The sequence below is a fragment of the Staphylococcus warneri genome, assembly GCF_900636385.1.
GTDB lineage: Bacteria > Bacillota > Bacilli > Staphylococcales > Staphylococcaceae > Staphylococcus > Staphylococcus warneri.
The window spans coordinates 1284293-1297878 of the sequence record NZ_LR134269.1 but is presented as its reverse complement, the minus strand read 5'-3'; the positions used below and the strand labels follow the sequence as shown (position 1 = coordinate 1297878).

Genomic DNA, 13586 nt, shown 5'->3' with positions numbered 1-13586 from the left:
AACTCACTCTCCTTTAATCATATTCTACTGTAAAAATTCACTTTAATCAAATGATTTAACTTTAATGATACGTTCTAAATATAAATATAAAATTAGTGAAATGATACTTAGACAAATAGATAATACTCCAATTTCTACAACATGGGAAGCAATAAACTTATAATAAGGAAATTGCATTTTTACGTAATCAATATAATCGTTCACTAACACCCAAATGAAAGAGACGATAAAGCCTATTGTCGTAATTTTAAAACGAGGATAAAAGTAAAAGGCTTGAAGTGCCATAATTCCATGAGATAACAAGAGCATGAGTCCATTTATAGTTATCTCACCATCAATCATAAACATGATGATGTTCATAATCACTGCCCAAACACCATATTTTACGAGTGTGACAAAGGCAAGCGCTTCGATAATCGATGATGATCGATTAAATAATAATAAACCAATCGCAATTGATAAAAATAATGAAGCGGTTGGACTATCAGGTACAAATGGTAAAAAATAAGTAGGAGTGATATAGAGTTGACCACTATACCAATCGTAACCATAAATTGTCCCTAATACGTTGCATATAAGTAAAAAAATTAAAAATGGACGATAATACAATGAAACTTCCCAATATTGTTTAATTGTCATCGTTATAGTCTCCGTTATCGTTTTTAATTTGTTTAGACTTTAGAACGTTCAGAATTTGTGTTAATTGATAAAACCGTTCTTGTTCTTTCATTTGAAGACTTAAATCAATATTATCTTGCAAGCGCTCGATTAATGTTGCTTGTTTACGTTCATTCATCGAAATGGCATATAAATCTTGTACATAAGATGAATAATTCGGTGAATGAATTAATTGTGCAAGTATCAGATCATCTAAGCGGCTTTCACGTTGTTCCTTAGGTGAAAAATGTAATTGAATATCAAATGAAAATTCGTTATTAGCTATCAATTCGAAAATTGCATTCGTATTAACTAGTTGTTGATGTCTATCATTAAATTGAATTGCAGAAGCATGTGAATCTACTTCTGCAATCTGTAAAGTTTGATGGTGTTTGATGCTTTCATCAACAAAATGGATATATTGTAGCTTTTTAGGACTCGCTTTCAAATAATTTAATACCCAAACTGAAATTCGAGATTTAAATTCATAATGAAATAAAAGATATTCGATAAAGCTTTGTTTCATTTTAGTTAGGGAGTTATTCATTTATTAATCACCCTTTTAAGACTGTAATCTCATAGCTTCATCGTGCCATGTTTCATTACTTGGATCCATTTCTAATAATTGGTCTAGTATTGATTTAGCTTGATCTTTTTGACCAATTTCTAATAAATAGAAATAGTAGTCACTTAAAAATTCAGATTGTGATTTAAGTGTAGGATAAGCCAGTTCAAAGAAATGTTGTGCTTCTTTGTCTCTCTCTTCTTGCCCATATGCATAGGCTAAATGCCACATAAATACAGGATCTAGGTCTTCTTCATCTACATAAGTTAATAATTCAATTATAGCTTCGTAGTCCTCTTCACTTCTATATAAATCACTTAAAATAAGTAATGGTTCATGATAAGCATTGTCTACTTCTAATGCTTGTTTTAATAAAGTAACACCTTCATTAGCATCGCCATGTTCTATTTCTAAACTACCAGTTGATACCATTAGTTCTTTATAAAATTGACTAAGTCTTAATCCCTCTTTACCAATTTCAATGGCATCAGGATAATTTTTCTCGTTTTCGTATAAAGATTGTAAGTAGAAGTACCCCTGTAAGAAGTCAGGATCTTTAGATAATAATGACTTCATAATCTTAATGGCTTCTTGCGTTATATCATTTTTTTCATATGCAATTGCTTTTTTGAAATAATCTTCTGAATTCATCTCAGTTTCATTAATTTCATCATATAAACGAATCGCATCGCTATAGTTCCCACTTTGTAAACTACAATCTGCTTGTCTCGAGAACAGATTGATACCATTCACTTCATATTCACCTGTTTCAAGTACAGTCTCATATTCAGTAGTTGCACGCAGATATTGTCCATCAAAATAAAGTAATTCTGCTAATGCAAAGTGTAAAATAGGATCGTTTGGTTCTAGCTGAATGGCTGCTTGTATCTTATCGATTGCGACTTCAAGCATGTTTATTTGTTGATATAAGTCGGCTTCAAGCATTAGTTTTTCAGTAGATGCTTCAACTTGACTTAAATATTCTAACGCTTCATCAGTTTGATTCTCTGACATTAATCCTTCAATAAAGTAAATGAGTAATTCACTTTCATCAGGATATCTATGGTATAACGTTCTGAAAACTTCTAAACCTTGAGGTGTTAAGCCAAAATTATATAGCGTTTCACCTAATATGAATAATGCGTCATCGTTATTAGAACTAAGCACTTCATTCACACGTGTATCTAAATTTGTTAGTTTTTGTAAATTGATATCGTCTATTAATTTGTAGATATCTTCCATTACTATTTTCCCTCATTTTCTAAAAGCTTTAGTTTTGGTAAGAAGCCTGGAAATGAAACATTGACTGCATCAAATTGTTCAATCGTTAAAGGTTCAGAACTTAATAAAGATGAAATAGCTAACATCATACCAATACGATGATCAGTTTGACTATCTACAGTCACACTTGTTTTAAATTCCGACGGATGAATAATAAGTCCATCATTTGTAGGTTGTAATTCGAAACCTAATTGATTTAGCATGTCTGCTGTTGTATCGATACGATTCGTTTCTTTAACCTTCAACTCTTCAGCATCTTTAATAACGCTTGTACCTGATGCTTGTGTACATAATAATGCAATCACTGGTAATTCATCTATGGCTCTTGGTACTAGTTCTCCATGAATTTGTATTGGCTTTAAATTAGGTGTGTATTGAACTCTAATAGACGCTGTTGGTTCAGCTTCTTCAGTTACATTAGTTAACTCAATACGACCACCCATTTGTTGAACGATATCTATGATACCGGAACGTGTTGGGTTAATGCCAACATTATGAATTGTAACATCACTTCCAGGAGTTATTAAGGCTGCAACGATGAAAAAGGCTGCTGAAGAAATATCTCCAGGTACATGGAAGTCATGTGGTTTTATATCTTGTACTGCTAAAGGCTCTGTGATAATCGTTTTACCATTTACAGTAATAGGGATATTAAAATGATTAAACATCGTTTCAGTATGGTTACGACTCACATCAATTTCAGTAATACTCGAGGATTCCTTTGAAAAAATGCTTGCAAATAAAATAGCACTTTTTACTTGAGCGCTTGCTACTTCCATTGTATAAGTCATTCCTTTGATTTCGGAAGGCTTAATAATGAGTGGCGTATAGTTACCCTCTACACCACAAATATTTGCATTCATTTGTAATAAAGGATTAAGCACTCTATCCATAGGCCTTTTACCAATAGACACATCACCAGATAGTACACTTTCAATACCAATGCCGCTTAGTAGACCAGCTAATAAGCGTGTGGTAGTTCCTGAATTACCTGTATAGAGCACTTGGTGAGGTGTTTTAAAATGTTGGTAGCCAGGTGAATCGACAATTAATCTATCTTCTTCTTCGGTAATTGAAACACCTAAAAGTCTAAAAATATTCATTGTTCGTTTACAATCTTCACCAAGTAAAGGTTTGTATATTTGTGTTTGTCCTGTGGCTAATGAAGCGAGCATAATCGCTCGATGTGTCATTGATTTATCCCCTGGGACTTCTATTTCGCCTTGCAAAGGACCATTAATTTGAATTGTTTCTGCAGTCGACATCATTTATTCACCTACTTAATTTTTGATTGAAGTTCTTTAAATGCAGCTAGATGTGTAGATTGATCAACGTGTTGAACGACTGCATTACCTAAAGATTTTAATAATACCATCTGAATGCCATCATGATTGTTCTTTTTATCTAAAAGCATAAATTGATAAATGTCATCGAAATCAAGTTCTTTAATGATATGGATTGGATATGCTAAAGCATCTAAATAATTTAAGTAATGATTAATATCGTAGTTTGTTTTTAATAAGTGATTCGCTACAATAAACTGATATACAATACCAATCATTACTGCATGCCCATGTGGTATTTTATATTTATACTCAATAGCATGTCCGAAGGTATGTCCTAAATTTAAAAATTTACGAACACCTTGCTCTTTTTCATCATTAATTACAATATTGAGTTTCGTTTCAATTCCTTTATAAATATATATTTCCATATCATTTAATGAGGCTAAAGCGTCTTTATTTGAAAAATGCTGTTCTATTTGTCTAGTATCTGCTTCACCATTGAGCAAAGCATGTTTATAAACTTCCGCATAACCACTAAGTACTTCACTATAAGGCAACGTTGATAAAAAGTCTAAATCATATAAAACGGCACTAGGACGATAAAAGGCACCTATCAGATTTTTACCATGTTGCGAATTAATACCTACTTTACCTCCGATACTTGAATCGTGAGCTAAAATGGTCGTCGGTACTTGTATAAATGCAACGCCTCTTAATAAACTTGATGCAACGAATCCAGCAAAATCTCCTGTTGCACCACCACCAATAGCTACAATTGACGTGTTACGTGTAATTTGATAACTGAGTATGGATTCAATGATGTCATGGAAATGTGCAAATGTCTTTGTTTGTTCACCCGATGGTATGATTATTTTAGTAGCATGATTAGTTTGGATTAATTGGTCTAATTTGTCCTTAAATAAATGATAAACAGTATCATCGATGATAAAAAATGATTGATCATATGATTTGTTGATATCATTTAATTGATTGATCGCGCCATGTTCTACAATGATAGGATAGTTATTGTTAGCGTATGTTGTGTTTAACTTCATATTTAATCACCTGAATTATACGAATTAGAATTCGATATTTAATTGTCTGCGTTCTGTTATTTGTGCTTTAAGTTGGTCGATATGATTGGCTTGAAATTCTTCTAGTAGGGCTTTAGCAAGTTCGAATGCAACGACATGTTCACAAACAACACTTGCTGCTGGCACAGCACAACTATCAGATCTTTCAATAGTCGCTTTGAAATCTTCTTTAGTATTGATATCTACAGAGTTTAAAGGTTTATATAAAGTTGGTATTGGTTTCATTACACCATTAACAATAATTGGCATCCCATTAGACATACCACCTTCAAAACCACCTAAATGATTTGATGCTCTGTAGTATCCTTGTGTTTCGTTATACATGATTTCATCTTGAATTTCACTACCAGGTTTCTCAGCTGCTTTAAAACCTTCACCGAAACTCACACCTTTAAACGCATTGATACTTACAACACCTTGAGCAATACGGCCATCTAATTTTCTATCGTAATGGACATAACTACCTATACCTACAGGCATGTTTTCAGCCATAACTTGAACGACGCCACCAATTGAGTCGCCATCTTTTTTAGCTTGATCTATTTTATCTCTCATTTGTTGAGCGATATCTTCGTTAATAACTCGAACGTCGTTTTTATCTACATTAGATTTAAATGTATCAACATCATATAAACCTTCGTCTTTGATACCACCAATTTCTACTACACGACTATAGATATGGATATCTAATTGGTCTAATAAAATTTTAGACACAGCGCCAACAGCTACACGAGCAGCTGTTTCTCTAGCTGATGAACGTTCTAAAACATTACGAAGATCACGATGGTTGTACTTCATACCACCAATAAGGTCTGCATGACCTGGTCTAGGTTTAGTAATTGTACGTTTCATATTTTCTCTTTCTTCATCGCTTATTGGCTCAACACCCATAATATTTCTCCAATGTGTAAAGTCATCGTTTGTAACGACAAGTGTGATAGGACTACCTAAGGTATAACCATTTCTTACACCAGAAACAATTTCAATAGCATCTTTTTCAATCTGCATACGACGTCCTCTACCGTAGCCACCTTGTCTCTTAAACATCTCTTTATTAATATCTTCAGCTTTAATTTCCAAATTAGCTGGTACACCTTCAATAATTACTGTTAGTTGTGGGCCATGTGATTCACCAGAGGTTAAATATCTCATCAAAGCACACTCCTTTCCCTTGAGTTCTTTTATAAATTATTATATTGGTTTAATCATATCATAATCAATAAATCAATATAAGTTTAGCAAGTGATCACTATATTTATTGATTTTAAAAAAATGAACTTCTCATAATTATGATTTAGTATATAAATTTGATAATTCTTGTAATTGAGATAATAATCTCAAAGAAAATAAAAAAGTGATGTGTCATGGACACATCACTCTGGATAAAATGAATAACGTTTTATGTTTAATATTATTCGTATAACCAAGCGTCTCTAGGAGATTCGTAACTACTGATTTCTTCTTCTTTGAACCATAAGTTAATTTCTCTTTCTGCTGATTCAACAGAGTCAGAACCGTGGATGATATTTCTACCAACTGTTAAACCTAAATCTCCTCTAATTGAACCAGGAGCAGCCTCAGATGGGTTTGTACTTCCGATAATATGACGAGATACTGCAACAGCATCTTCACCTTCAACAACCATTGCAAAAACTGGTGCTGAAGTAATGAAAGAGATTAAATTATTGTAGAAAGGTTTTCCTTCATGCTCACCATAATGTTTTTCTGCTAATTCTTGTGGTACTTGCATTAACTTACCGCCTACAAGTTTTAATCCTTTGTTTTCAATTCGAGAAATAATTTCTCCAATTAAATTTCTTTGTACTGCATCTGGTTTAATCATTAAAAATGTACGTTCCACTTGCGTAGTCCCCCTGTAATTTAATGTAACAAGTTTCTAGTGTATGTATAATTTGACTTGTCCGGCTATTAATAACCTAGCTAATTATTATCATACCAATTATTTAAAGCGCTTTCAAGTCGATTTACATTCTCTACACATTCCGAGAGCCCATTTTTTTAATTAACTTTTTAAACAAGTTACGTGCTTGATTATCTTCTAATTCATCAATTAAATTTAGTGCTTTATCTAAATATTTTTCGCTAATATCTTTTGAAACTTGAATATTATTTGATTGACGAATGATGTTGATACATGCTTCAAATTGTTCTTTATCACTATTTGGGTTTAGATCTTCAATCATTTGCTTAAATGTTGAATCATCTTTCATTTCAAGTAGCACTGGTAAAGTAATATGCCCGTTCATTAGGTCACTACCTACAGGTTTACCTAGTTTCTTTTCAGTACTTGTGAAGTCAAGAATATCATCAACTATTTGGAAACTCATACCGATGTAATGGCCAATCATTTTTAACTTGCGTACTGTTTTAATATCCGAGCCAGCTGTAATTGCACCAACCTCGGTAGCAAGTTGAATTAAGAGTGCAGTTTTACGATTGATTCGTCGTAAATAGTTGGTCATCGTTTGTTGGCTATTGAATTGATCTTGAAATTGGAATAGCTCTCCTCGACAGACATCTACAATAGATTCTGATAATATTTCATGAACACGTTTATCTTTAATTTCCGATAAATGTTGTAGACCTAATGCTAGTAAAAAATTGCCTGTAATAATAGCTGTAGTTTGATCCCATTTTTTAGATATAGTTAAACGGCCTCTACGTTTATCACTTTTATCTATGACATCATCATGAACTAATGTTGCCATATGAATAAGTTCTAATGCGACGGCTACTTTGTAAGTATCTTCAGAAACGCCTTCTTCTTTACCGAATTGGCTACTAAGGATAACAAAAGCTGGTCTTACACGCTTTCCCCCTGAAGATAGTAAATGAAAAGCAGCCTCTTCAAGTACCTTATCTTGACTATGGATAGCTTGTTCAAGACGCTTTTCAACTTTTTTTATTTCATTGTTCATGTTTAACTTTGCCACGTTAATCACCTTTGGTCTGATCATTTTTGTTTATAGCCAAGGTGCATTGCAGCAACGCCACCTGTGAAGCTACGTACTTTAATATTACTAAATCCTGCTTGTTCAAATAGTCGTTTTAATTTTTCTTTACCTGGGAAGTCAAAGGTTGATTGTTGTAACCATTCGTATTCTTCTTTAGATTTTGCGAATAACTTACCAAATATAGGCATTACGAATTTGAAATATAAACGATAAACTTGTTTGAATACTGGTAATGTTGGTTGGCTAGTCTCTAGACAGACAATCATACCACCTGGTTTAAGCACACGTTCCATCTCTTTTAGTGCACCTAAGTAGTCAGGTACATTTCTCAAACCAAACCCAATTGTTACATAATCAAATGACGCATCATCGAAAGGTAAATTCATTGCATCACCATGGACTAAATGAATGTTGTCCATGTGAGCTGTCTTTTCTTTCCCAACTTCTAGCATGTTTTCACTGAAATCTAGTCCAGTCACCTCTCCTTGAGGGCCAACTGCTTTACTTAATGCGATTGTCCAATCGGCAGTACCACAACATACATCTAAAGCTGTACTACCTTTCTTAACTGACATTTCTTTCATAACACGTTTTCTCCAAACTTTGTGTTGTTCGAAGCTAATGATGTTATTTAATCTATCGTATTTTTTTGAAATATTTTGGAATACTGTATGAACTTGCTCTTTTTTAGCGTTATTTTCAGCCATCTTAATTACCTCTTCTTTTATCTAGCGTTTGTTTGATGTCTTGCATTATATGGTCAATACGTTCTTTGTTATAGTTTTTTAAATATGACGGATAGTAATCATGTACATCGTCATATAAAAATTCATATATACGATTAGCATTTTCTTCATCGCAAAAATGTGACAGCGTAATATATGGGAATAATGTTTCAACTTTAAATATGGCGTTACTAGCTTCATCATCAGTTAAAACATGTTGATGAAGAGATGATTTCAACTCACTAACTTCAACAATAGCTTTACTCATTGCAAGCTGATATGTTGGATCATTGATTTCAGCTAGAATAGTATAAAAATGTGCACTAAGTAGATCACCAACTAAAATTGAATGTTTTGATAATCCACTGTTAGATATATCATCTAAATGTTTCATTGAAGTGTCAATTGTGAGGCAAGCTAACTTAGCTTTTTCCGGTAAATCATATGAATCCAATAATTCCCCCAACTTCTCGTTGATTTGGATTGATTCATAATCAGTAATACCCTTAAGCCTTTGTTTGATATCTATATTTAATTTGCTGACAGTAGTTTCCATGTTCACACCTCACGATATTATCACTATTTATATTAACATTATATATCAAAAAATTAAATGTTAGAGCACCTTCTTCTTTCAAAGAAAGAAGTTAGGTACTCTAATATATGTATAAAATTTAATCGTATGTATAGTGGTTTCAATTTGGAAAAATAAAATTGAGTAGTTTTAAATAACTTGCTTATATATTCGAAAAGCATTATAAAAACAAAAAAGCCCCAGAAGGGCTTTTTTAAGTAAAATTATTTTACTGCATCTTTTAATGCTTTACCAGCTTTGAATGCTGGGACTTTACTTGCAGGAATATCAATTTCTTTACCTGTTTGAGGGTTACGGCCTTTACGAGCAGCACGCTCACGTACTTCAAAATTACCGAAACCGATTAATTGTACCTTTTCACCTTTAGCAAGTGAGTTTTGGATAGATTCGAATACAGCGTCTACTGCTGAACCAGCTTCTTTTTTAGTTAAATCAGCTTGCTCTGCTACTGCATTGATTAAATCAGTTTTATTCATTATGAATTCACCTCCTGAGGTTTGATAATGATATCTTTATATCATTATGGTATGACTTTAACACACTGATTACTGTCATCGCAACGATTTATATATTAAAAACGTTGAAATAAAGCGAATAGAATTAATTTTTTTGAAAATCTCATAAAATATGTGTTAATTTACACTATTTATTCGGATTTTTTGTCTCGACCCATTAATTCTTTAATACTTTCTTTAACGGGGACATCTTCAAATAACACTTTATATAACGCAGTTGTAATTGGCATTTCAACATTAACTTCTTGTGCTAAATAATATACTGATTTTGTTGTATAGATACCTTCAACTACCATTTTCATTTCTTCAAGTGCTTCATCAGTTGTTTTCCCTTGGCCTAATTTATAGCCTAATGTAAAGTTACGTGAATGAGTGGACGTACACGTTACAATTAAATCGCCAATGCCACCTAATCCTAGGAATGTCATTGGATCTGCACCTAATTTTTCACCTAAACGACTAATTTCAGCTAAACCGCGTGTCATTAGTGCTGCCTTAGCATTATCACCAAAGCCCATACCAGCTACAATACCACTAGCTACGGCAATGATATTTTTTAATGCGCCACCGAGTTCAACGCCTACAAGATCATTATTAGTATAAACACGTAAATAGTCATTCATAAATAAATCTTGTATTAATTGACTTACTTTTTCATCTTTTGAAGAGGCAGCAACTGTTGTAGGTTGTTTGATGACCACTTCTTCTGCATGACTTGGGCCTGATAATACACCTATACCTGCATTATGTTCCGGAGAAATAGAATCTTCTAACATTTCAGAAACACGTTTGAAAGTACCATTTTCAATACCTTTTGCTACATGTATAAATGTTTTTTTAGAAGTTAATAAACTATCAATTTGTGTTGCTACTTCTCTCATCGCTTTTGTAGGTAGAGCCATTAGATAGATATCCGCAAAAGCAACACCTTCACTTAAATCCGTTGTAGCTTTGATAGTTGGCTCAAGCTTTGCTTCTTTTAAATAGTTTTTATTCATATGATGTGTATTTAATTCATCAACATTTTCACTATTTTTACCCCACATTAATACGTCGTGTCCGTTTTGTGCTAAAACATTTGCTAAAGCAGTACCAAAACTTCCCATACCAAATACTGATATTTTAGTCATATTAATATTCCCCTCCGTTTATTAGTTTCTTTTTCTTGGAATGATATGAACAGGTGTACCTTCAAATCCAAATGCATGTCTGATTTGATTTTCTAAGTATCTTTTATAAGAGAAATGCATTAATTCAACATCATTTACAAATACTACGAATGTTGGTGGTTCGATAGCCACTTGTGTTGAATAAAAGACATTTAATCTTCTACCTTTATCTGTTGGTGTAGGATTCATAGAAATAGCATCAGTAATGACTTCATTTAAAGTAGAACTTTGAACACGTTTCTTGTGATTTTCACTTGCTTCTTTAATATATGGGAATAGTGTTTTTAGTCTTAATTGTTCTTTAGCTGAAACAAAAGCAATTTGAGCGTAATCTAAGAATTGAAATTCTTTTCTCACATCTTCAGTAAATTTCTTCATTGTTTTGCTATCTTTTTCAACGGTATCCCATTTATTTACTACGATTACAATCGCTTTACCTTCTTCGTGTGCATATCCTGCAACACGTTTATCTTGTTCGATAATACCTTGCTCTGCGTCGATAACAACTAAAACAACATTTGAACGTTCAATCGCTTTTAATGCTCTAAGTACAGAATACTTTTCAGTAGATTCATAAACTTTACCTTTTTTACGCATACCAGCTGTGTCGATTAAAACGTAATCTTGTCCATCATACGAATATTCTGTATCTACTGCATCTCTAGTAGTACCTGCTACATTAGATACAATAACACGTTCTTCTCCTAAAATAGCATTAACCAAACTAGATTTACCAACATTTGGTCGTCCTATAATTGATAAACGGATTGTGTCATCATCATATGGATCTTCTTCCTCTTCACCAAAGTTTTCAACGACTGCATCTAATAAATCACCTAAACCTAGCCCATGTGATCCTGAAATAGGATAAGGTTCGCCAAAGCCTAATGAATAGAAATCATAAATATCATTACGCATTTCTACGTTATCAACTTTGTTTACTGCAAGGACGACAGGTTTTTTACTTTTATAAAGCATTTGAGCAACCATTTCATCACTTTGCGTCAATCCTTCTCTAACATTGACCATAAATACTATGACATCTGCTTCTTCAATCGCAATTTCTGCTTGTGCTCTTATTTGTGTTTGGAATGGTGCATCTCCTATTTCAATACCACCTGTGTCAATAATATTGAATTCATGCGTTAACCATTCACCTGATGAATAGATTCGGTCTCTGGTTACACCAGGTGTGTCTTCCACGATGGATACACGTTCGCCGACTACTCTATTAAAAATTGTAGATTTACCTACGTTAGGCTTTCCTACAATTGCAACTATAGGTTTAGTCATTTGTTAACTTCCTCTCTTTCTTAATCTCTATAATTTTATCACATGCAAGCACCGATTCAAAATACGATTATAATAAACAAGATAATATATTGACTTTAATGAGGCTCACGTAAAAAAACACTCCAATTAAAGTTTAACCTCTAATTGGAGTGTACATACATAGCATATTTAACTATTAAAATTTAAGATCTTTAAATTTATCACCGAAGACATCACCTAAAGTAGGATTATCTTCATCAGTGTCATTGTTTAAATAAGATTGAGTTGTAGATGCATCGCTTTCAACAACGTCTTCATTTGGTAACGTTGCTTTAATTGATAAAGAAACACGTTCGTTTTCTTCGTCAATGCCTAAGATTTTAACACTTACTTGTTGACCAGGTTCTAATACTTCACCTGGTGTACCAATGTGTTTATGATCAATTTCAGAAATGTGAACTAATCCTTGTACGCCAGGAGCAATTTCAACAAATGCACCGAAGTTAGCTAATCTTACAACTGTACCTTCAATAACATCATTTTCATGGAATTGACCTTTAATTTGAGCAAAAGGTGTTGGTAACGTATCTTTGATTGATAATGAAATACGTTCTGTATCCTTTTCCACTGATTTAACTTTAACATTTACTTTATCTCCAACCGAAACGACTTCTTCAGGAGATTGTACATGTTGATGTGATAATTCAGAAACGTGAACTAATCCATCTACGCCTCCAATATCAACAAATGCACCAAAGTTTGTTAAACGTGCTACTGTACCTTCAATAACATCACCGGCATTCAGTGAGTCTAGTAATGAAGCCTTTTTAACTTCATTTTCAGCTTGTTCTACTGCTTTACGGCTTAAAATAACACGATTATTTTCTGGATCTAATTCTTCAACTTTAATTTTAATTGTTTGACCTTCAAAATCAGAGAAGTCTTCAATAAAGTCTGTTGAAATAAGTGATGCTGGAACAAATCCACGTTGACCTACGTCTACTACTAATCCACCTTTAACAACTTCTGTGACTTTTGCTTCAATCACTTCATTGTTATCAAGTTTTTCTTGTAAATAATCATAAGATTGTTCAGTTTCAAGTTGTCTTTTAGATAAAATATAAGCGCCTGAATCATTTTCTTCATCAAATTCTATTTTCGTTACGTAGGCTTCGATTTCGTCGCCTTCTTTAACTACTTCATTAGGTTTTTCAATATGATGTGTGGATAATTGGCTAATAGGGATTATACCATTGTATTTTCCACCATTAATATGCACAACAACTTGTTTATCTTCAACTTGTTGTACCTCTCCAGTGACTTTGTCACCTTCTTTAATATCATTAATCATTGATTCGTTGAATTCTTCAGTCATCTTGTCTGCCTCCTTATACACTACATAATTATAACATCTTACAAACTGACAGAATTGTCAAGAAATTCCCCTTTTAC

Annotated in this window: 14 protein-coding genes; all 14 read right to left on the bottom strand. The window is 33.0% G+C overall.

What is annotated here, in order from left to right; genetic code table 11:
• Positions 1-42 precede the first annotated feature (42 nt).
• The 14 genes from EL082_RS06425 to rpsA all read right to left on the bottom strand — a co-directional run bounded on the left by EL082_RS06425 (position 43) and on the right by rpsA (position 13509).
• A complete protein-coding gene (locus EL082_RS06425) occupies positions 43-639 on the bottom strand; it encodes a DUF1405 domain-containing protein (protein ID WP_015364992.1) in 597 nt (198 codons plus the stop codon).
• On the bottom strand, positions 629-1204 hold the full coding sequence (locus EL082_RS06420; protein ID WP_002466631.1) for a YpiB family protein: 576 nt from the start codon (positions 1202-1204) through the stop codon (positions 629-631). The genes EL082_RS06425 and EL082_RS06420 overlap by 11 nt, the downstream gene beginning before the upstream one ends.
• 15 nt (positions 1205-1219) lie before the next feature.
• On the bottom strand, positions 1220-2464 hold the full coding sequence (locus EL082_RS06415) for a tetratricopeptide repeat protein (RefSeq protein ID WP_015364990.1): 1245 nt from the start codon (positions 2462-2464) through the stop codon (positions 1220-1222).
• A gap of 2 nt (positions 2465-2466) precedes the next feature.
• On the bottom strand, positions 2467-3768 hold the full coding sequence (aroA, locus tag EL082_RS06410; protein WP_015364989.1) for a 3-phosphoshikimate 1-carboxyvinyltransferase: 1302 nt from the start codon (positions 3766-3768) through the stop codon (positions 2467-2469).
• Positions 3769-3779: 11 nt separating this feature from the next.
• Positions 3780-4844 (bottom strand): 3-dehydroquinate synthase, encoded by a 1065-nt coding sequence (aroB, locus tag EL082_RS06405; protein WP_002465790.1) that lies wholly within the window; start codon positions 4842-4844, stop codon positions 3780-3782.
• Positions 4845-4868: 24 nt separating this feature from the next.
• Entirely contained in the window at positions 4869-6035 is a 1167-nt protein-coding gene (aroC, locus tag EL082_RS06400) for a chorismate synthase (RefSeq protein WP_015364988.1), read from the bottom strand.
• 259 nt (positions 6036-6294) lie between these two features.
• A complete protein-coding gene (gene ndk, locus EL082_RS06395) occupies positions 6295-6744 on the bottom strand; it encodes a nucleoside-diphosphate kinase (RefSeq protein ID WP_002451137.1) in 450 nt (149 codons plus the stop codon).
• A 133-nt stretch (positions 6745-6877) separates the two neighbouring features.
• Positions 6878-7837 (bottom strand): polyprenyl synthetase family protein, encoded by a 960-nt coding sequence (locus tag EL082_RS06390; RefSeq protein ID WP_002465768.1) that lies wholly within the window; start codon positions 7835-7837, stop codon positions 6878-6880.
• Positions 7838-7857: 20 nt separating this feature from the next.
• Positions 7858-8565: a demethylmenaquinone methyltransferase gene (locus tag EL082_RS06385; RefSeq protein WP_002465741.1), complete on the bottom strand. Its 708-nt coding sequence runs from the start codon at positions 8563-8565 to the stop codon at positions 7858-7860.
• A 1-nt stretch (position 8566) separates the two neighbouring features.
• On the bottom strand, positions 8567-9139 hold the full coding sequence (locus EL082_RS06380; RefSeq protein WP_002465724.1) for a heptaprenyl pyrophosphate synthase subunit A: 573 nt from the start codon (positions 9137-9139) through the stop codon (positions 8567-8569).
• A gap of 242 nt (positions 9140-9381) precedes the next feature.
• Complete coding sequence (locus tag EL082_RS06375; protein ID WP_001043863.1) at positions 9382-9654, bottom strand: HU family DNA-binding protein; 273 nt, start codon at positions 9652-9654, stop codon at positions 9382-9384.
• A 170-nt stretch (positions 9655-9824) separates the two neighbouring features.
• On the bottom strand, positions 9825-10823 hold the full coding sequence (locus tag EL082_RS06370) for an NAD(P)H-dependent glycerol-3-phosphate dehydrogenase (RefSeq protein WP_002465734.1): 999 nt from the start codon (positions 10821-10823) through the stop codon (positions 9825-9827).
• A gap of 21 nt (positions 10824-10844) precedes the next feature.
• Positions 10845-12155: a ribosome biogenesis GTPase Der gene (gene der, locus EL082_RS06365; protein WP_002465765.1), complete on the bottom strand. Its 1311-nt coding sequence runs from the start codon at positions 12153-12155 to the stop codon at positions 10845-10847.
• A gap of 175 nt (positions 12156-12330) precedes the next feature.
• Positions 12331-13509, bottom strand: a complete 1179-nt coding sequence (rpsA, locus tag EL082_RS06360) for a 30S ribosomal protein S1 (protein WP_002465798.1) — start codon at positions 13507-13509, stop codon at positions 12331-12333.
• Positions 13510-13586 lie beyond the last annotated feature (77 nt).